This is a genomic window from Conchiformibius kuhniae DSM 17694 (assembly GCF_000428785.1).
Classification (GTDB): Bacteria; Pseudomonadota; Gammaproteobacteria; order Burkholderiales; family Neisseriaceae; genus Conchiformibius; species Conchiformibius kuhniae.
Genome location: NZ_AUAP01000001.1, coordinates 268,721 through 289,337 on the forward strand (window position 1 = coordinate 268,721; position 20,617 = coordinate 289,337).

Sequence of the window (20,617 nt, forward strand, 5' to 3'; positions counted from 1 at the left end):
TTTAAGGTAAAAAACACTATGTCGGAAAAACAAATACCCGAAAACGCTGCCGATGTGCCGGTGCAAGGCGGACAAAATCCCGCCCCCCAGCCCAACTTCAGCCAGCCGATTATCATCGAACGCAAACACAACAACGGTCGCGGCTTGGCAACGGGCGCGTTGGCACTTTCCGTAATGGCTTTGGGCGCGAGCGGCTTTTTGTTTGTGCAGGGGCAAAACATTTTCCGGATGCAGGAAATCAAAGTCCATCAGGAGCTGGACAAAGCCGCATTGGGCGAAAGCGAAAACGCCCGCAAGCTGGCATCGTCGTTGGACGAGCAGCAGAAAATCAACACGCTGGTGGGGCAGTTGGACGTGGGTCAGCGCGAAAACCGCAAGCATTTGGCAGACATCCAACGCGCCTATCAGGAGCTGCTCAAAGGGCGTGTGAACTGGCTGGTGGACGAAATCGAAGTAACCTTGAATCTGGCGGCGCAGCAGTTGGTGCTGTCGGGCAACGTGCCGGTGGCGGTGGGCGTGCTGGAAACCATCGAGCAGCGTTTGAGCCGTTTCGAGCAGGCGGAGCTGCTGCCCATCAAACGCGCCGTGAGTCAGGATTTGGCGGTGCTGAAGCAAAATGCGGGCGCGTATGCCGACATTTCGGGCATGGTGCTGAAGCTGGACGCTTTGGAAAAAGCGGTGGCGGGACTGCCTTTGCTGGTGGACAACACTTTGCAGGCGCAAAACGCGCCCGCCGCGCCCGTTGCCGAATCGGCGGATTTTTGGACGCGGGCGTGGAACAAAACGGTGAACCTGCTGCACGGCATGGTGGAAATCCGCAAGCTCGACAGCAACGATGCGATGCTGTTGTCGCCCGAGCAGGTGTATTTCGTCCGCGCCAACCTGCGTTTGCGCCTGCTTGATGCGCGTTTGGCACTGATGCAGCACAACGGGGAATCTTATAAAAACCAGTTGGCGGAAGTGGAAGGGGCGGTGAAAACGTATTTCGACACCGCCGCGCCGACCACGAAAAAGTGGCTGGACGATTTGGCGCAGTTGAACGCGCAAAATTTGAGCATTGTTTCCGATGATGTGTTGAAAGACAGCTTGGCGGCGGTGCGTGATTATCAGAATAAGACCCGCACGGCGGTTCCGGTGAATTTGAAACCTGTGGAGGAGTTGCCGGCGGTGGTGTTGGGTGCGGCGATGGCGGTGGCGGAGCAGGCTGCGGAAGCGCGTCCGCAAGCAGCTTCGCAGGTGCGGGAGGTATCTGCGGCTTCGTCTGCCGCGACAGCCGCGCCGCCACAGGAAACGGACGGGGCGGCGAAGGTGGTGCCGGCAGCGTCTGAAGCATCATCAGGCGGGGAAGCGTCCGTGCCTGCCGAGAAAAAGGCAGACAGCTTGGGAAAGCCGCAAACCGGTAAGCAGCGTGCGTTGGGTTTGACCGCGCCCGCAGCCGTCTTGACGGCGTCTGCTGAATCGGCAAGCGCCGAGCCGGTGAAATCGGAATCCGCAGAAGTATTGAAAGCCGCCGCGCCCGCAGCCGCCGCCGTTGCTGCCGCCGCCGCCGTCAAAGCGGCGGCGGGGCGGGATGAAGCCAAGGAAGCGGCAGACAATAAAGCACAACGCGAGGCAGAAGCCCGCAAACGCCGCGAACGCGCCCGTGCCGAACACAAAGAACGCCGCCGCCGCGAGCGTGAAGCTGCTGCCAAGCGTGAGGAGCGCGAACAACGCCGCGAAGCCCGCGCCCAAGCCCAAGCGCGTCCGAAAAAACGCGATGAAGCGGGCAGCCCGAGCCGCCGCGCCGCCAAAACAGAAGCCCCTGCGGGCGACGCTGCGCAACCCTAATTGAAGGAGACATTAAGCATGCAAGGCTTAATTTGGATTATTGTTTTGTTTGGCACGGCGATGGTGGTCGCCGTTGCCGCGCATTCCTATTCGGGCAATGTGTACATTCAGGTGGAGCAAATGCTCATCCGCATGAATCTGCACCTGTTCGCCGTAGGCTTGGTATTGGGCGTTTGTGCGCTGTATTTCTTGGTCAAACTGCTGTTCGGCATGCTCGCCACGCCGGGCAAAATCGGACGTTTCGGCAGCACCCGCAAATACCGCAAAGCCGTGGAAGCACTCAACCACGCGGGCGTGGCGTATTTTGAAGGGCGTTACGACAAAGCCGCCCACGAAGCCGCCAAAGTGCTTGCCAACAAACACGCGGGCGACAACCGCATTTTGGCACTGATGATTGGCGCACAAGCCGCCCACCACAACGGCAACACCGCCCAAATGAACCGCTACTTGGCACAAATGGCGGAAAACCTGCCGCCCAAAGCCCAATTGCCGCGCTACCTGCTCGGCGCGGAAAACGCATTGGCATCGGGCAAACACCAAGACGCCGCCGCCAACCTCAAAGCCGCCGAAAACATCGAACGCAACCTCAACGCCCTGCTGCAACTGCAACTGCGTTTGGCGGAAGAACAAGGCGATGCCGCCGACATTCTGGACAAAACCGACCGTCTGCAAAAAGCCGGCGGCATCAGCGAAGCCGAAGCCCTGCGCCGCCGCAACACCGCATTTGCCCGACTGATTGCCCAAGCCGGCAACGCCGCCGAACTCAAAGCCGCGCTCAAACGCATTCCCAACGCCCAAAAAGCCGGCGCGTTGTGCGTGCCGGCTGCCGAGCAGCATGAAAAACTCGGACTGTATGCCGATGCCGTTGCGTGGATTAACAGCTACTACCCGCACACCCACCATCAAGGGTTGCTGCCCGTACTGTCGCGCTGCGTGCGCTACTTGGGCGATGCCGAACAGCGCAAAGCCATCGAAACCGCCGAAGGCTGGCTCAAAAACCGCCCCGAAGACGCCCACCTGCTCATGTACTTGGGTGAACTGGCGTACAACAAACAACTTTGGGGCAAAGCACAAAGCTACTTTGAAGCCAGCATCGCACTCGAACCGAGCGTGCAGGCACGTTTGGCACTGGCAAAAGTGTTTGACGAAATCAACACCCCCGCCTTGGCAGACGAACAACGCCGCTTGGTATTGGGCAACATTGCCGCCGAATGACACACCAACGGCGCACACGGATTGGCGGATGCCAATCCGTTTTTTATTTGCAAGGACAAAACACATCATGCAGCAAGAAAAATTCACCGAACAAACCGTCTTGTGGGTCAAACGCCACAGCCCCAAACACCTCACCTTCGCCATCAGCCGCCCCGAAAGCTACCGCTTTGCTGCCGGACAATTTTCCCGCTTGGGCGTGCGCGAAGGCGCGGGGTTTTTGTGGCGGGCGTATTCCGTCATCTCCGCCGAATACGCCGACACCCTCGAATACTTTGTCGTCCTGATTGACGGCGGGCCCATGTCCGCACACTTGGCACGGCTGCAAGCGGGCGACACCCTGCTGCTGGACAAAACCGCACAAGGCTTCTTCCTGCCCGAACGCTTTAGCGACGGCGCGGAACTCGTCATGCTGTCCACAGGCTCGGGCATTGCCCCGTTTTTGAGCATTTTGCAACAGCCCGAAATCTGGCAACGCTTCGACACATTGGCATTGGCACATTCGGTTTCCTATCACAACGAATTGATTTTCAACGATTGGATTGCCGCGCTTGCCGAACACCCCTTGGTGGGAGACGAATATGCCAAACTGCGTTTCCTGCCCGTTGCCACCCGCGAACGGGACGGCACCGCCCTGCACACGCGCTTGCCCGAAGCGGTGGCAAACGGACAACTGGCACAGGCATTCGGTTTGGATTTCGACCGCGAACGCAGCCGCTTCATGATTTGCGGCAACCCCGCCATGGTGCGCGACACCTTTCAAGCCCTGTTGGACGCGGGATTTGCCATGCACCGCAACCGCCAGCCCGGACACATCATGATGGAAAACGGGTTTTGACCATGCTCAATCCGCAACAGCTTGAAGCCGTACACTATTTGGGCGGGCCCCTGTTTGTGCTGGCGGGGGCGGGCAGTGGCAAAACCCGCGTCATCAGCGAAAAAATCGCCTACATGATTACCCGTGCGGGCTATGCGCCGCACAGCATCGCCGCGATTACCTTTACCAATAAAGCGGCAACGGAAATGCGCGAGCGCGTTTCCGCCTTGTTAAAAGGCAAGCAAAGCAAAGGCTTGAGCGTGTCCACTTTTCACGCTTTCGGCATGCGCCTGTTGCGCGAGGAGGCGCGTCATGCGGGCTACAAGCGCGATTTTTCCATTTTGGACGCGTCCGACAGTGGCAGCATCATTGCCGAATTGTCGGACGGCGGCGGACGGGAAAGCCTGTTTCGCACCCAACAGCAGATTTCGCGCTGGAAAAACGCGCTGATTGACCCCGAGCAGGCATCGGCATCGGCGCAAGACGGCTGGCAGGTGCAAACGGCGCAAATTTACGCGGATTATCAAGCGGTTTTGCAGCAGTATCAGGCAGTGGATTTTGACGATTTAATCCGTTTGCCCGTGTGTTTGCTGCAACAATCGTCCGAATTGCGGGTGAAGTGGCAGCAGCGTTTGCGCTATTTGCTGGTGGACGAATGCCAAGACACCAATACGTGCCAATATTTGCTGATGCGCCTGTTGAGCGGGGCGGAAGGCATGTTTACGGTGGTGGGCGACGATGACCAGAGCATTTATGCGTGGCGCGGGGCAGACATGGAAAATTTGTGCCGTTTGCAGCAGGATTATCCGCAGTTGAAAATCATCAAGCTGGAGCAGAATTACCGTTCTACGGCGCGGATTTTGCGTTTGGCAAACGGGCTGATTGCCAATAATCCGAAGCTGTTTGCCAAAACGCTGTGGTCGCAATTGGGCGAGGGCGATGCGGTGCGGGTGGTGGCGTGTCAAAACGCGCAGCACGAAGCGGATTATGCGGCGCAGCAGATTTCGCTCTACAAGCTCACGCGCGGGGAAAAAGGGCGTTATGCCGATTGTGCGGTGCTGTATCGCGGCAACCATCAGGCGCGTTTGTTTGAAGAGGCGTTGCGGGCGGCACGGATTCCGTATCGGGTGTCGGGCGGGCAGAGCTTTTTTGACAAGGCGGAAATCAAAGATGTGTTGGCGTATGTGCGGGTGTTGGCAAACCCTGATGACAATCCCGCGTTTTTACGCGCCGCCACCGCGCCGAAGTGCGGCATCGGCGCGGCGGCGCTGGGCAAGTTGAATGCTTATGCGGACGAGCACGCGTGCAGCTTGTCGGCGGCGGCGGAGATGGCGCACCACATTTGGGCAGATGCGGCGGGCAAAAGTATGCGGGCGGTGGCGGGTTTTGCCGAATTGTTGCGCCGCTACCGCCACCGCGCCGCCCGTGAAGACGCCGGCACGGTCATCAGCGATTTGCTGCGTGACATCGCCTATCAGGATTATCTCTACCGTCAGGCAGACAGCCCGCGCGCCGCCGAAAACCGTTGGCGCAACGTTTGCGACTTGGCAGACTGGCTGGCGCGAAAAGGCGCGGAAGACGGCAAAAACCTGCTCGAGCTGGCGCAAACCATCGCCTTGATGACCCTGCTGGACGGCAAAAACGAAGAAGAACACGATGCCGTGCGCCTTTCCACCCTGCACGCTGCCAAAGGCTTGGAATACGAAAACGTGTTTTTGGCAGGCTGCGAAGAAGGCATCTTTCCCCATGCCGACAGCATCGATGAAGGGCGCATCGATGAAGAACGCCGGCTGATGTATGTGGGCATTACCCGCGCCAAACGCCATTTGACGATTTTGTATTGCGTGAAGCGCAAGCATCGCGGCGAATGGCTGTTTCCCGAACCGAGCCGCTTTATCGGCGAACTGCCGCAAAGCGAATTGCAATGGTTCGGGCGAAAAGGCGGCGAACCGGCGATTAGCAAAGCAGAAGGCAAAGCGCGTTTGAGCGGCATGCTGGCAGCGTTGGAACAAAAAATCGCCGCCAACAAACACCGGACATAAATGCAAAATCCCGCAAAACCGGCAAGGCTTTGCGGGAGCATCATACGGATGGGCGTTTGGCGTGTCAGGCTTATTCGGCAGCAGCCACCACCGCAACGGTAATCACCGCAACGGCTTCACTGTGCAATGCCACTTCCACCTCGTATTCGCCAACGGCTTTGAACGGGCCTTCGGGCAAGCGCACATTGGCTTTGGCGGCTTCCACACCGAAAGCGCGTACGGCTTCGGCGATGTCGGCGTTGGTTACCGAACCGAACAAACGGCCGTCCACCCCCGCTTTTTGCGCGATGGTGATGGTTTGACCGTCCAATTTTTCCTTACGCGCTTGCGCGTCTGCCAAAACGGCGGCTTGTTTGGCTTCCCACTCGGCGCGGCGCGCTTCAAACTCTTTCAGGTTTTCGGCGGTGGCGCGTTTGGCTTTGCCTTGCGGAATCAGAAAGTTGCGGGCATAACCGTTTTTCACGGTTACCACATCGCCCAAGTTGCCCAAAGCGGCAATGCGTTCCAACAGGATGATTTGCATAATGAAGTCTCCCGATTATTTGTGTTGGTCGGTGTAGGGCAGCAATGCCAGAAAGCGGGCGCGTTTGACAGCAACCGCCAACTGGCGTTGGTAGTGCGCTTTGGTGCCGGTGATGCGGGCGGGAATGATTTTGCCGTTTTCGGTGATGAAGTCTTTCAGCAAATCAACGTTTTTGTAATCCACTTCTTGGATTTTTTCGGCGGTAAAACGGCAGAATTTTCTGCGTTTGAAGGTTTGTCGTGCCATGATTATTCAACCTTGTCTTCTTGAATGTCCTGTATATGCAGCATCGGGCGCGGATTGTTGCGTCCGCTTTGTACCAAAAAGCCGCCAACGCGTACGCGCGTGCCTTGCCTGTGCTGCCATGCCGTTGCGTCCGTGCCGATGATTTTTGCGGGCAGGGTGAATTTTGCCAAGTATCTTGCGCCGTTTTCATGCTGCCACGATTCGTGTGTCAGCACCACCTCCAAAACGGGAATCCCCGCAGGGCTGTGGCGCAAAGGGGCGACCTGCGCGAGCATCGCGCCGAGACGGAAACGGTTTTCCAATGTTATGCGGCTTCGGCGGGGGTTTCTGCGGGTGCTTCGCTGCTGCCGTTGTCCAACAGGTTTTTGGATTTTTCCTCTTTCATCATCGGCGACGGCTCGGTAACGGCGTGCTTGGTTTGAATGGTGAGGTGGCGCAGCACGGCATCGTTGAAGCGGAAGCCGGTTTCCAGCTCTTCGATGACGGCGGGGGTGGTTTCCACGTTCATCAGCACATAGTGCGCTTTGTGGATTTTGTTGATGGGATAAGCCAATTGGCGGCGACCCCAGTCTTCAAGGCGGTGGATTTTGCCCTGATTGTCGTTAATCAGTGTTTTGTAGCGTTCCACCATCGCGGGCACTTGCTCGCTTTGGTCGGGGTGAACGATAAACACGATTTCATAATGGCGCATGTTCGCTCCTTGCGGTTTGAAAACAGCCTTCGGCCATGCGTGCGCGAAGGCAAGGGTTGCAAAAGCGGGCGATTATAGCGCAAACGGGCGGCGGCGGGCAAGCTTTGTGGGGAGAATGCGGCAGGTGCGCCCGTTGCGGCGGCGGGCAATCGGCATTGGCATGTTTTTTGCGTATAATAAGCGGATAGGGCGGCCGGAACGGGGCAGGGCGGCGGCGCAGCGCAGAAAGGAATCGTAATATGGAAAAATTAATGCATAAAAAACGCCGGCAGGGCGGTTTTACTTTGATTGAATTGATGGTAACCATTGCCATTTTGGCGATATTGGCGATGCTTGCCTATCCGGCATACCGCAAATTCGTGCTGATGGGGCGGATGGAAAGCGCGCGCGAGACGATGTTGCGCAACGTGCAAAACCTCGAACGCTTTTATGCGCGGCACAGCACGCTGATTTGCGGCACGCGCAACGTGCCGGAGTGTGCCGACAAATCGGGCAACCAAGACACGATTGCGGCTGTGGGGCCGGTGCTGCCGCCGCGTTTCACCCCCGACATCAAAGGCAACGCGCACACGGGCTACTATGAAATCGACATCAGCCCCGTGGCGGGCGCGGGGGGCAACTCGGATACCGACAACTATCTGATATCCGCCGTGCCGAACAACAAAGTCCATCGCGGGGCGTTCAGCAGCAGCGAGCTGGAAAATCAGGAAATTTATTTGGTGTATTTCTCCCGCAGCGCATCGTTTGTCAAATGCACGCGCGAAGGCATGCGCATTGCCACGCAAAGCGCCGCTTCGCAGCAGCGTGCGGATTGCACGCCTTTGTGATTTGCCCGTAGCGGCGAGCGCATAACGGCTGTTGCCGTTATGCGTTTTTTTGCTTTCCGCTATAATGGGGCGCAGTTTGACCGTGGAATGAGAAGTGGCAGGAAAGATGCGCGGGTTTGTGTTGTCGGAATTGTTGGTGGTGTTGCTGATATTGTCGGTGCTGGCGGTGGCGGCGTATCCGGGGGTGGAAGCCTATGTGCGGCGGGCGCGGCTGTATGAGGCGCAACAGGCGATGATGCTGAACATGCGCCATTTGGAACAGCATTATATGCAGCGTTTTTCGTTTAAGAAAAACCGCCGCGAATGGGCGGATTTGCCTGTGGCGCAGACCAAGCATTTTTGCATCCGCATGCAGGGCAACCCCGCTTCCACCAATAAATATGACGACAGCTACACCATGAAAGCGGTGGCGTTTGACCGCGACCGCGAACCGCGTGTGCTGGTGGTGAGTCAGGACGGGCGTTGGCGCGTGTGCGAACGCAGCCGCAGCCGTTGCGATGATGCGGGCTATTTTTCCAATCCGAACAATCAAAGCGGCGACAGTGGCTGTGTGGCGCAGTAGGGCGTGTCATTATTTAAATTTTTCTACTGAAAATCAGTGTAATATAAAAAAATCCCGTCATTCCCGCGCAGGCGGGAATCCACTGCACGATGCTTTTTGGATTCCCGCCTGCGCGGGAATGACGGTGCTGTGTTTTCTCGGTTAATTGATGACGCGACTTGGGCGTGTTGTCGCGAAAAGGAATTTTGATGAGTGGTGTGGTTTATCCTTTGCCCAAGCCCGCGCAAAAAAGTGTGTGGCGGGAGGTGTCTGCGGGCAGTTTGCCCTATGTTTTGGCGCAGAATCTGCCCGAAGGCAGGGTCAAAATCGTTCTGACCGCCGACAACGCCCAAGCCCGCCGTTTGCACGAGGCGTGGCGGTTTTTCCGTCCGCAGGACAACGCCTTGTTTTTTCCCGACTGGGAAACGCTGCCGTATGAACGCTTTTCGCCGCATCAGGATTTGGTGTCGGAGCGTTTGTCGGTGTTGTGGCAGTTGAAAAACGGCTTGGCGGACGCGGTGTTCGTGCCGGTGGCGACGGCGATGCAGAAGCTGCCGCCGATGAAATTTTTGCTGGCGCGGACGTTTCATTTGCGGCGCGGCATGACGCTGCCGCCGCACGTTTTGCGGGCGAATTTGGTGGAAGCGGGCTATCACGCGGCGGACAGCGTGTTGGGCGCGGGCGAGTTTGCCGTGCGCGGCGGGATAACGGACGTGTTTCCGATGGGCGGCGATGCGCCCTACCGTTTGGAATGGTTTGGCGACGAGTTGGACACGATTCGCCGTTTTGACCCCGACAGCCAGCGCAGTTTGGCGGCGGCGGACGAAGTGCGTTTGCTGCCCGCGCACGAGTTTCCAACGGACGCGCCCGACATTTTCCGCCGCCGTTTTCGTGAGGAAATTGAGGGCGACCCGTCTGCTGCGGTGGTGTATAACGCGGTTTCCAAAGGACAATTCGGCGCGGGCGCGGAATATTATCTGCCTTTGTTTTTTGAGGAAGACTGCGCGACTTTGTTTGACTATGCGGGCGCGGACGCGCTGGCGGTGTGCGCCGCCGATGTCCACGCCTGCGCGGAACGCTTTTGGGCGGAGGTGAACGCGCGTTTCCGTTTGGCGGGCGGCGATGCGTCTTATCCGCCCTTGCCGCCGCAGCATTTGTGGCTCAACGCCGACCGTTTCGCAGGCTGCCTGAAAACCTTGGCGCAAGTGCGTACCGCGCCCGATGCCCGCCACAATCTGCCCGAAATTGCCGTAAACCGTCAGTCCAAAACGCCTTTGTCGGCATTGGCGGATTTTTGCCGCGACTTTGACGGACGCGTGCTGGTGTGCGCCGACAGCTTGGGACGGCGCGAAACCATGAGCGCGTTTTTCGCCCAACACGGTTTGCACGCCCGCGCCGCCGCCGGTTGGGATGGCTTTTTGCGCAGCGATGCGCCCCTGATGCTGGCGGCCGCGCCGCTTGGCGAAGGTTTCAGGCTGCCTGAACACGGCATCGCCGTGATTACCGAAACCGAACTCTATCCCCACGTCGCCCGCGCCCCGCACCACGCCCAACGCCGCCGCAAACACGCCGCCGTGTCCGATGCCGCCCTGCGCGATTTGGCGGAAATCAATGTCGGCGACCCCGTTGTCCATCAGGAACACGGCATCGGACGTTACGCGGGCTTGGCGAATATGGACTTCGGCGAGGGCGGCAGCGAAATGATGCTGCTGGAATACGCGGGCGGCGCACAACTTTACGTTCCCGTGTCGCAACTGCACCTGATTAGCCGCTACGCCGGCGGCAACCGCGACAACGTTTCCCTGCACAAACTCGGACACGCCGCTTGGAGCAAAGCCAAACGCAAAGCCGCTGAACAAGCCCGCGACACCGCCGCCGAATTGCTGGATTTGTACGCCCGCCGCGCCGCCCGCGAAGGCCTGTCCTGCGAATGGGACGAACAAAGCTACCAAGCCTTTGCGGACGGCTTCGGCTACGAAGAAACCGAAGACCAAGCCGCCGCCATCGCCGCCGTGTTGCGCGACTTGGCGCACAGCAAACCGATGGACAGGCTGGTGTGCGGCGATGTCGGCTTCGGCAAAACCGAAGTGGCGTTACGCGCCGCCTTTGCCGCCGTGATGGGCGGACGGCAAGTCGCCGTGCTTGCCCCCACGACTTTGCTGGTGGAACAGCACGCCAAAAACTTCGCCGGACGTTTTGCCGACTTTCCCGTCAAAATCGGCGCGCTGTCCCGCTTCAACAACAGCCGCGACACCCAAACCACGCTGGCGGGCATGGCAGACGGCACGGTGGACATCGTTATCGGCACGCACAAACTCTTGCAAGACGGCATCGCCTTTAAAAACTTGGGCTTGGTGATTATTGACGAAGAACACCGCTTCGGCGTGCGCCAAAAAGAACAGCTCAAACAACTGCGCAGCAACGTGGATTTGCTCACCCTCACCGCCACCCCCATTCCGCGCACCTTGAGCATGGCATTGGACGGCTTGCGCGATTTTTCCCTGATTGCCACCGCCCCCAGCCGCCGCCTTGCCGTCAAAACCTTTGTCAAACCGTTCAGCGAAGCCGGTATCCGCGAAGCCGTGTTGCGCGAACTCAAGCGCGGCGGACAAGTGTTTTTTCTGCACAACGAAGTGGAAACCATTGAAAATATGCGAGAAACATTGGAAACGCTGCTGCCTGAAGCCCGCATCGGCGTGGCGCACGGGCAACTGCGCGAACGCGAACTGGAACAGCGTATGCGCGGATTTTTGCAACAGCAATTCAACGTCTTACTCTGTTCCACCATCATTGAAACCGGCATTGACATTCCCAACGCCAACACCATCATCATCAACCGCGCCGACAAATTCGGCATCGCCCAACTGCACCAACTGCGCGGGCGCGTGGGACGCAGCCACCATCAGGCGTATGCCTACCTGCTCACCCCCGAAGCGGTCGGCAGGGACGCGGAAAAACGTTTGGACGCGCTGGCGGCGGCGGACGAATTGGGCGCGGGTTTCGGCTTGGCGATGCAGGACTTGGAAATTCGCGGCGCGGGCGAAATTTTGGGCGAAGGGCAGAGCGGCGAAATGGTGCAGGTGGGCTTGACGCTCTACACCGAAATGCTCAAACAAGCCGTGCGCGACCTGAAAAAAGGGCGCGTGCCCGATTTGGACGCGCCTTTGCGCGGCAGCACCGAAGTGAAATTGCACGCGCCCGCGCTGCTGCCTGAAGATTATTGCCCCGACGTGCATGAACGGCTGGTGTTGTACAAACGCCTTGCCGCCGCCGAAACCGAGAAACAAATCAACGACATTCACGAAGAACTCATCGACCGTTTCGGCTTGGCGGACGCGCACCCGCCCGTGCGCACCCTGCTGGACAGCCACCGCATCCGTTTGGCGGCGCACAATTTGGGCATCGCCACGGTGGACGCGACCGCGCACGCCGTTACGCTGGTGTTCGGCAGCGAACCGAAAGTGTCGCCCGCCGCGCTGATTGCGCTGGTGCAGTCGGGCAAGCATTACCGCCTGCTGGACGGCGGCACGCGCCTGCGTATGGACACGCCGACAGACGATGCCGCCAAACGGATTGAAGCCGTGAAAACGCTGCTGCGGCGTTTGCAGGCATGATGTCCGAAGTTTGTGCCAAACTTTCAAGGGGCTGGGGCTTGATTGTGGCGATAACACAACTTTACGCGCAAAGCAAGCCTTTTTTTGCAAAAAATGGTATAATTACCCGCTTAACCCAAAAACAAGAACAATACACCAAGAAGGAAGAAACATGTCAGCCATCACATTGCCCGTGCCGAGCGGACACGGCAGTCTCGACCAATACATCCACACCGTAAACAATATTCCGATGCTCACCGCCGAAGAAGAAAGCGCTTTGGCGGAGCGTCAGCTCAAGGGCGACTTGGAAGCCGCCAAGCAATTGATTTTGTCGCATTTGCGTGTGGTGGTGTCGATTGCACGGGGCTATGACGGCTACGGATTGAACCAAGCCGATTTGATTCAGGAAGGCAATATCGGACTGATGAAAGCGGTCAAACGCTTCCAGCCCGCACGCGGGGCGCGGCTGTTTTCGTTTGCTGTGCATTGGATTAAGGCGGAAATCCACGAATTTATTTTGCGTAATTGGCGTTTGGTGCGCGTGGCCACCACCAAGCCCCAGCGCAAGCTGTTTTTCAATCTGCGCAGCATGCGCAAAAGCCTGAACGCGCTTTCGCCCAAAGAAGCGCAGGACATCGCCGATGATTTGGGCGTGAAACTTTCCGAAGTGCTGGAGATGGAGCAGCGCATGACCGGCCGCGATATCGGTTTGCTTGCCGACAACGGCGATGACGATGACAACGGTTTTGCGCCGATTGATTGGCTTGCCGACCACGGCAGCGAACCGGAGCAGCAGCTTGCCCGTCAGGCGCATTACGCTTTGCAAACCGAAGGCTTGCAACAGGCGTTGGCGCAGTTGGACGCGCGCAGCCGCCGCATTGTGGAAACACGCTGGTTGCAGGACGACGGCGGGCTGACGCTGCACGAGTTGGCGGCGGAATACGGGGTGTCGGCAGAGCGCATCCGCCAGATTGAGGCGAAGGCGATGCAGAAATTGCGCGGCTTTTTGGCGCATGAAGCGGAAAACGTTTGAAAAACCGAATATCAGCTCAAGCCAAACATACCGTCATTGCCGCAGAAGCGGGCATGACGGTATGTTTATTTTAAAAATGCCTGTTTCAGCGCGGAAGCGGCGGGCTGGCTATTGAACCGCCGTTTGCGGCAACGGTATAATGGCTGCGCCTGTTCGGGTGTGTTATCCGTTTGTCCGGTCTTGATGCGCAGACGGCGGCGGTGGCACACGCAAGGGCTGTTTTTCCACCGCAACATACACAAGGAATCCCCCATGTCGCATATTCTGATTGTCCCTGTCGGCCGCCACGCCAACACCGCCGCCGTGTCCGCCGCTTTCGCCAAAGCCCTGCCCGATGCCGCCCTGTTCAACCCTGCCGCCGATGCCGAACGCGCCCTGTCGCTGCTGGCGGCGGGCAAGCGTGATGACTGGTTTGACCTGCTGGTGGGCGAAGCGTCCGCGCTGGACGGCAAACACATTGTGATTCAAGGCATTGACCCCGATGCCGACAATCTGCTGCTGTCGGCGCAAAACGTGGAGCTTGCCACTTCGTTTAACGCGCAAGTGGTGCTGTTGGCGTGCCAAAGCGCATCTTCCGCCGATGCCGCCGCCCGCGTTCAGGCAGCCCGCCAACTGTTTGCCGGTGCGCCCGTGCAATTTGCGGGCGTGGTCGCCGACAATCCGAAAGTGGCGGAATTGTGCAAACTGCCGTATTTGGGCTCGGCGGCGCAGTTGCAAAACTTGGACGCGCTCACGCAACACGAAACCGACCGCGTTTCGCCCGCGCAATTCCGTTTCAACATGATGGAAGCCGCCCGCAAAGCCAACAAACGCATCGTGCTGCCTGAAGGCGCGGAACCGCGCACCGTCCGCGCCGCCGCCATCTGCCACGAAAAAGGCATCGCCCGTTGCGTGTTGCTGTCCAGCCGCGCCGCCGTGCACGCCGTTGCCGAAGAACTGGGCATCAGCCTGCCCGAATCTTTGGAAATCATCGACCCCGAAAGCATTGTGGAGCAATACGTTGCGCCGATGTGCGAACTGCGCAAATCCAAAGGCTTAACCCCCGAACAAGCCCGCGAACAGCTTAAAGACACAGTGGTACTCGGCACGATGATGATGGCGCAAAACGATGTGGACGGCTTGGTTTCCGGCGCGGTACACACCACCGCCAACACCATCCGTCCCGCTTTCCAACTGATTAAAACCGCGCCGGGCGCGAGCATTGTTTCCAGCGTGTTTTTTATGCTGCTGCCCGGACAAACGGTGGTGTACGGCGACTGCGCCGTCAATCCCAATCCCACCGCCGAACAGCTTGCCGAAATCGCGCTGCAATCCGCCGATTCCGCCAAAGCCTTCGGCATCGAGCCGCGCGTGGCGATGATTTCCTACTCTACGGGCGATTCGGGAAGCGGCCCCGATGTGGATACGGTGATTGAAGCCACGCGCATCGTGCGCGAACAACGCCCCGATTTGGCGGTGGACGGCCCGCTCCAATACGATGCGGCGGTGGTGGAAAGCGTTGCCAAGTCCAAAGCGCCGGGCAGTCCGGTAGCGGGCAAGGCGAATGTGTTTATTTTCCCCGACCTGAACACCGGCAACTGCACCTACAAAGCGGTGCAGCGCAACGCCAATGTGTTGAGCGTGGGGCCGATGCTGCAAGGTTTGCGCAAGCCCGTGAATGATTTATCGCGCGGGGCGTTGGTGGAAGATATTGTGTACACCATTGCGCTGACGGCGATTCAGGCGACACAGATGGCGGAATAAAACCGTTTCGCCAAAACGGCGCGGCTGCCTGAAAACGGATAATCTGTTTTCAGGCAGCCTTGTTTCTTGCCCGCCCGCCGCAAATCTGCTAACTTCCCGCCACCGCATTCCACAAGGATTTCCCATGTGCCAACTGCTCGGCATGAACTGCAACACCCCCACGGATATTGTCTTTTCCTTTGAAGGCTTCAGCAAACGCGGCGGGCTGACCGACCACCACACCGATGGTTTCGGCATCGGTTTTTTTGAAGGGCGCGGGCTGCGCCTGTTTCTCGACAACCGCCCCAGCGCCGATTCGCCCGTTGCCGAGCTGGTGCGCCGCTACCGCATCAAATCCGAAAACGTCATCGCCCATATCCGCAAAGCCACGCAAGGACAAGTGCTGCTGGAAAACACCCACCCGTTCCGCCGCGAATTGTGGGGACGTTACTGGCTGTTCGCCCACAACGGCCATTTGCGCGACTTTGTGCCGCCGCGCGGCGAGTATTACCGCACGGTGGGCGGCACCGATTCTGAGCGGGCGTTTTGTTATTTGTTGGAGCAACTGCGCCGCCGTTTTGCCGAACAGCCGCCGCGCGATGTGCTGTTTGCCGCCGTGCGCGAATTGGTGGGCGAAATCCGCGCACACGGTTTGTTCAATATGATGTTGTCCAACGGCGAAATGCTGTTCGCCCACACCAGCACGCTGCTGTTTTACATCGTCCGCCAAGCGCCGTTTGGCGAAGCGCATTTGCTGGACGATGACGTAACCATTGATTTTGCCGAAGTAACCACGCCCAACGACCGCGTGGCGGTGATTGCCACGCTGCCGCTTACCGAAAACGAAACGTGGACGCAACTGGCGCAAAACGAGCTGGTGTTGTTTGAGCAGGGGCAAATCGTCTGCCGCGACCGTCCCGCCGCGCCCGTATATTTGAGCAAGGAGGAAGGTTTGCGGATTGCCCGCAGCGTGGGCGCGGCGGTTTGAGCAAAAAATGCGCCGTTCCGTCCGCAGTCGGGACGAAACGGCGCAGGGCGTGATTCAAAATCCAGGGCGTGCCATCATTTACTTATGCGGGCGGTATTTTCAGCCAAAATCCGCATCTGCTGTGTTGAAAATCCTGACAAGGTGTCCAACCTTGCGCGGATTTTCGCTTTGCATCTGCGAATTTTTGCTTGAGAAGTCGCTTCGCCATCATTCCCGCGCAGGAGAGAATCCACCTTGAAGCCAAGCGGGCGTTGAAAAATACACAGCTTGCCGACCGGTGGCGATGGATTCCCGCCTGCGCGGGAATGACGGGATTATTTTAATATTGAAATGATGACACGTCCTACACATTACCCGCCAAAAAATCCTGCGCGAAACGCTGCAACACGCCGCCCGCTTCGTAAATCAGCACTTCCTCCGCCGTGTCCAAACGGCAGGTTACGGGTACTTCCACCGTTTCGCCGTTTTTACGGTGAACCAGCAGGGTCAAATCGCCGCGCGGTTGGCGCGTACCGGCTACATCGTAGGTTTCCGTGCCGTCCAGTGCCAAAGTGTGGCGGTTCACGCCGTCTTTGAATTGGAGTGGCAGCACGCCCATGCCGATGAGATTGGTGCGGTGGATACGCTCAAATCCTTCGGCAACAATGGCTTCCACGCCCGCCAAGCGCACGCCTTTCGCCGCCCAGTCGCGGGACGAGCCTTGTCCGTAGTCCGCGCCCGCGATGATAATCAGGGGCTGTTTGCGGTTCATATAGGTTTCAATCGCTTCCCACATCCGCATCACTTCGCCATCGGGTTCCACGCGGGCGAGCGAGCCTTGACGGGTGCTGCCGTCCGCGTTTTTCACCATTTCGTTAAACAACTTGGGATTGGCGAAGGTGGCGCGTTGCGCGGTCAGGTGGTCGCCGCGATGTGTGGCGTAGCTGTTAAAGTCTTCTTCAGGCAGCCCCATTTTCGCCAGATATTCGCCCGCCGCGCTGGTCGGCAAAATGGCGTTGGACGGCGACAGGTGGTCGGTGGTGATGTTGTCGGGCAAAATCGCCAACGGCCGCATGCCTTTGAGCGTGCGCTCGCCCGCCAATGCGCCTTCCCAGTAGGGCGGACGGCGGATGTAGGTGGACATCGGCCGCCAGTCGTAAAGCGGGCTGGGGGCTTTTTCCGCCGCGCCGGTGTCAAACATCGGGATATACACATCGCGGAATTGCTGCGGTTTCACATACTTGGCAACGATTTCGTCAATTTCTTCGTCAGACGGCCAAATGTCTTTCAGGCGGATTTCTTTGCCGTCTGAAATGCCGAGCACGTCGTTTTCAATGTCAAAACGGATGCTGCCTGCAATCGCGTAGGCGACCACAAGCGGCGGTGATGCCAAAAACGCTTGTTTGGCGTAGGGGTGGATACGTCCGTCAAAATTGCGGTTGCCCGACAACACGGCGGTGGCGTACAAATCGCGGTCAATGATTTCCTGCTGGATTTTCGGGTCGAGTGCGCCGCTCATGCCGTTGCAGGTGGTGCAGGCAAAGGCGACGATGCCGAAGCCCAGTTGTTCCAATTCGGGCAGCAAGCCCGCTTCCTGCAAATAAATTTCCGCCACTTTGGAACCGGGCGCGAAAGACGATTTCACCCAAGGCTTGCGCGTCAAACCCAAACGGTTGGCGTTGCGTGCCAGCAGCGCGGCGGCCACCACATTGCGCGGGTTGGAAGTGTTGGTGCAGGAGGTAATCGCTGCGATAATTACCGCGCCATCGGGCATTTTGCCGTCTGACGGGATTTCGTAAGGCGCGGCAATGCCTTTCGCCGCCAAATCGCTGGTGGAAAAACGCGCGTGCGGGTTGGACGGGCCGGCCATATTGCGCGTTACTTTGGACAAATCAAAGCGCAATACGCGCGGATAAACGGCGTTTTTCAGGCAGTCTGCCCACAAACCGGCGGTTTTGGCGTAGTGTTCCACCAGTTTGACTTGTTCGTCATCGCGTCCCGTGAGTTTCAAATAATCAATGGTTTGTCCGTCAATGGCGAACATGGCGGCGGTTGCGCCGAATTCGGGGGTCATATTGGAAATGGTGGCGCGGTCGCCGACAGACAGGCTTTCCGCACCCTCGCCGAAAAATTCCACAAACGCGCCCACCACGCGTTCTTTACGCAAAAATTCGGTCAATGCCAGCACGATGTCGGTGGCGGTAATCCCCGCTTGGCGTTTGCCGCTCAACTCCACGCCGACAATGTCGGGCAGGCGCATCATCGAGGGCAGACCGAGCATCACGCATTCGGCTTCCAAGCCGCCCACGCCCACCGAAATCACGCCCAGCGCGTCCACGTGCGGGGTGTGGCTGTCGGTGCCGACACAGGTGTCGGGAAACGCCACGCCGTCCCGCACCTGCACCACGGGCGACATTTTTTCCAAATTGATTTGGTGCATGATGCCGTTGCCGGCGGGAATCACGTCCACATTGTCAAAGGCGGTTTTCGTCCAATTGATAAAGTGGAAACGGTCGTCATTGCGGCGGTCTTCGATGGCGCGGTTTTTGGCGAAGGCATCGGGGTCGTAGCCGCCGTGTTCCACTGCAAGCGAGTGGTCAACGATTAACTGCGTTTGCACGACGGGATTGACTTTGGACGGGTCGCCGCCCTGTTCGGCGATGGCATCGCGCAAACCCGCTAAATCCACCAGCGCGGTTTGTCCCAAAATATCGTGGCAGACCACGCGGGCGGGATACCAAGGGAAATCCAGTTCCTGTTTGCGTTCAATCAGTTGGCGCAGCCAGCTTTGCAGGGTGGGCAAATCCGTATTGTCGGCGCGGCGCACCAGTTGTTCTGCCAAAATGCGGCTGGAGTAGGGCAGCGTGTCGTACGAACCGGCTTGGATTTCTTCGCAGGCGGCGCGGGCGTCGTAGTAGGACAAGTCGCTGTTCGGCAGGGTTTTTTTGTAGTTTTGGTTTGCGGACATGGTTGGTTTCCTTCTGTAAAAGGTTTTTATTTTTGAACAAAATCGTTTTCAGGCAGCCTGAAAAAAATGCCGTCTGAAATTATATTTTTTCCGCCACGACAAACAGGCGCGGCAGGGTCAGTAAAATATTGCCGTCCGCACGGGGCGGGTAGGCTTGGCGCAAGCGTGCCAGATAGTCTTCGCCAAATTCGGCGCGTTCCGCTTCATCGAGCGCGTTCAGATAGGGGCGCAGCGCGGTGCTGCCGAACCATCGGACGATGCTCTGCACATCGGGCAAAACGTGGTGGTAGGCGGTGCGCCAAATATCGGCGCGGCAGCCCGTTTGCGCCAGAATATCATAATAATCGGTAACGGCGGGCAGGTCGGGGCGCACGGGCAGGCCGCGCATTTTGTCGCGCCATTTGGGGCTGTGTGCGGTGTCGCGCATCAGGCGGTGCGAGGGTTCGTTCAAATTGTCGGGCATTTGCACTGCCAACACGCCGTTGGCGGCGAGTTGGTTTATCAGTTGCGGCAACAGTTTGTCGTGCTGCGAAGCCCATTGCAAAGAAGCGTTGGCAAAGATGATGTCAAGCGGGGCATCGCTGTGCCATTCGGTGAAATCGGCTTGGACGAAACGGGCGTGCGGCAGGGTTTCGCGGGCTTGCGCCAGCATCGCGGGGGAAGTGTCCACGCCGGTGATGTCGGCGTTGCGCCATGTTTGCGCGAGCAGGGCGGTGCTGTTGCCCGGCCCGCAGCCCAAGTCGGCAATCCGTGCGGCGGGTCGGTGGCGGATACGCGCCAACAAATCTGCGGCGGGGCGGGTGCGCTCATCGGCAAAGGCGAGATAGTGTTGGGGGTTCCAGTCTTGGTTCATGCTTTTTTCCTTGAAATCTGCTGCACCGTCATTCCCGCGCAGGATTTTCGGGCATGACGGTATTTTGATATTTCATTGTTGTCCCAGAAAAAATGATACACCTTTTATCAACATCCACAATCCGAACAATAACAGAGAAATCCCCGACAAGCATTCCAGCACCCAACGAAATTTGGGGCTGTTCATTTTACGGTTAATGGCGTCCAAACCCGCGCAAAAACACAGCCACCACAGCAAGCCCACCAGAATGTCCACACCGCCCAATACAAATAACTGCATGGTTTCATGACCATTGGGGCGGATAAATTGCGGCAGAATGCTGATGAAAAAAATCGCGGCTTTGGGGTTTAAAATATTAACCAGCAAACCTTTCCAATATATGGCTTGATAATGTGCGGCTGCCGGGCGCACGATTTGCGGTGCGGTGTCGGATTGCCGCAAGCCCCGCAGGGTGGTTGCGCCCAAATAGACCAAATAACCCGCGCCCGCCAATTGCAGTGCGTAAAAAGCCTGTTGCGACACCAGCAAAACAGCAGTTGCTCCGGCGGCACCCACCAGCATGTGAAACAGCAAACCGGATTGTATGCCCAACGCCGCCACCCAACCTGCTTTGCGCGAATGCAGGGTGTGCCCCGCAATATAAAGCCAGTCCGGGCCGGGAATCACATAAGAAAACAAAGCCAGCCAAATATACAGGGCAATCGATTCTAAAGACATAAACATTTCCTCATGTTTGCGCGGGCAGGACGGGGCGG

Annotated in this window: 17 protein-coding genes; 10 read left to right on the plus strand and 7 right to left on the minus strand. The window is 58.3% G+C overall.

Annotated features, from left to right (window positions below):
- The first annotated feature begins 18 nt into the window (after positions 1–18).
- The 4 genes from G392_RS11765 (at position 19) to G392_RS0101415 (ending at position 5,898) form a co-directional block, all read left to right on the plus strand.
- On the plus strand, positions 19–1,827 hold the full coding sequence (locus G392_RS11765; RefSeq protein ID WP_084165886.1) for a uroporphyrinogen-III C-methyltransferase: 1,809 nt from the start codon (positions 19–21) through the stop codon (positions 1,825–1,827).
- Positions 1,828–1,845: 18 nt separating this feature from the next.
- Positions 1,846–3,042 carry a heme biosynthesis HemY N-terminal domain-containing protein gene (locus tag G392_RS0101405; RefSeq protein WP_027008781.1) on the plus strand — a complete coding sequence of 399 codons (1,197 nt, stop codon included), beginning with the start codon at positions 1,846–1,848 and terminating at the stop codon, positions 3,040–3,042.
- A gap of 67 nt (positions 3,043–3,109) precedes the next feature.
- On the plus strand, positions 3,110–3,877 hold the full coding sequence (locus G392_RS0101410; protein WP_027008782.1) for a ferredoxin--NADP reductase: 768 nt from the start codon (positions 3,110–3,112) through the stop codon (positions 3,875–3,877).
- A 2-nt stretch (positions 3,878–3,879) separates the two neighbouring features.
- Positions 3,880–5,898 (plus strand): UvrD-helicase domain-containing protein, encoded by a 2,019-nt coding sequence (locus G392_RS0101415; RefSeq protein WP_034334131.1) that lies wholly within the window; start codon positions 3,880–3,882, stop codon positions 5,896–5,898.
- Between the two features lie 70 nt (positions 5,899–5,968).
- Here G392_RS0101415 and rplI read toward each other — a convergent pair whose 3' ends face one another.
- Genes rplI through rpsF form a run of 4 tightly spaced genes read right to left on the minus strand, consistent with a single transcriptional unit; the run spans position 5,969 to position 7,358 of the window.
- Positions 5,969–6,421: a 50S ribosomal protein L9 gene (rplI, locus tag G392_RS0101420; protein ID WP_027008784.1), complete on the minus strand. Its 453-nt coding sequence runs from the start codon at positions 6,419–6,421 to the stop codon at positions 5,969–5,971.
- A gap of 15 nt (positions 6,422–6,436) precedes the next feature.
- The gene (rpsR, locus tag G392_RS0101425; RefSeq protein ID WP_027008785.1) at positions 6,437–6,667 is read right to left on the minus strand and encodes a 30S ribosomal protein S18; all 231 of its coding nucleotides are present in this window, start codon (positions 6,665–6,667) and stop codon (positions 6,437–6,439) included.
- Between the two features lie 2 nt (positions 6,668–6,669).
- Positions 6,670–6,969, minus strand: a complete 300-nt coding sequence (priB, locus tag G392_RS0101430; protein ID WP_027008786.1) for a primosomal replication protein N — start codon at positions 6,967–6,969, stop codon at positions 6,670–6,672.
- A gap of 2 nt (positions 6,970–6,971) precedes the next feature.
- Positions 6,972–7,358 carry a 30S ribosomal protein S6 gene (gene rpsF / locus G392_RS0101435; RefSeq protein WP_027008787.1) on the minus strand — a complete coding sequence of 129 codons (387 nt, stop codon included), beginning with the start codon at positions 7,356–7,358 and terminating at the stop codon, positions 6,972–6,974.
- A gap of 239 nt (positions 7,359–7,597) precedes the next feature.
- On the opposite strand from rpsF, the gene G392_RS12945 reads away from it, so the two are divergent.
- The 6 genes from G392_RS12945 (at position 7,598) to G392_RS0101475 (ending at position 16,062) form a co-directional block, all read left to right on the plus strand.
- Positions 7,598–8,185 carry a prepilin-type N-terminal cleavage/methylation domain-containing protein gene (locus G392_RS12945; RefSeq protein ID WP_051255504.1) on the plus strand — a complete coding sequence of 196 codons (588 nt, stop codon included), beginning with the start codon at positions 7,598–7,600 and terminating at the stop codon, positions 8,183–8,185.
- 94 nt (positions 8,186–8,279) lie between these two features.
- Positions 8,280–8,747 (plus strand): type IV pilin protein, encoded by a 468-nt coding sequence (locus G392_RS11780; protein ID WP_245571901.1) that lies wholly within the window; start codon positions 8,280–8,282, stop codon positions 8,745–8,747.
- 197 nt (positions 8,748–8,944) lie between these two features.
- Positions 8,945–12,340, plus strand: a complete 3,396-nt coding sequence (gene mfd, locus G392_RS0101455) for a transcription-repair coupling factor (protein ID WP_027008789.1) — start codon at positions 8,945–8,947, stop codon at positions 12,338–12,340.
- A 151-nt stretch (positions 12,341–12,491) separates the two neighbouring features.
- Entirely contained in the window at positions 12,492–13,352 is an 861-nt protein-coding gene (gene rpoH / locus G392_RS0101460; RefSeq protein WP_027008790.1) for an RNA polymerase sigma factor RpoH, read from the plus strand.
- A 252-nt stretch (positions 13,353–13,604) separates the two neighbouring features.
- On the plus strand, positions 13,605–15,095 hold the full coding sequence (gene pta / locus G392_RS0101470) for a phosphate acetyltransferase (protein ID WP_027008791.1): 1,491 nt from the start codon (positions 13,605–13,607) through the stop codon (positions 15,093–15,095).
- 124 nt (positions 15,096–15,219) lie between these two features.
- Entirely contained in the window at positions 15,220–16,062 is an 843-nt protein-coding gene (locus tag G392_RS0101475) for a class II glutamine amidotransferase (protein ID WP_027008792.1), read from the plus strand.
- Positions 16,063–16,405: 343 nt separating this feature from the next.
- On the opposite strand, the gene acnD is transcribed toward G392_RS0101475, so the two are convergent.
- The 3 genes from acnD to G392_RS0101490 all read right to left on the minus strand — a co-directional run bounded on the left by acnD (position 16,406) and on the right by G392_RS0101490 (position 20,579).
- A complete protein-coding gene (acnD, locus tag G392_RS0101480) occupies positions 16,406–19,009 on the minus strand; it encodes a Fe/S-dependent 2-methylisocitrate dehydratase AcnD (RefSeq protein ID WP_027008793.1) in 2,604 nt (867 codons plus the stop codon).
- Positions 19,010–19,088: 79 nt separating this feature from the next.
- Positions 19,089–19,862 (minus strand): trans-aconitate 2-methyltransferase, encoded by a 774-nt coding sequence (tam, locus tag G392_RS0101485; protein ID WP_027008794.1) that lies wholly within the window; start codon positions 19,860–19,862, stop codon positions 19,089–19,091.
- Between the two features lie 72 nt (positions 19,863–19,934).
- Entirely contained in the window at positions 19,935–20,579 is a 645-nt protein-coding gene (locus G392_RS0101490; protein ID WP_027008795.1) for a LysE family translocator, read from the minus strand.
- Between the last annotated feature and the right edge of the window lie 38 nt (positions 20,580–20,617).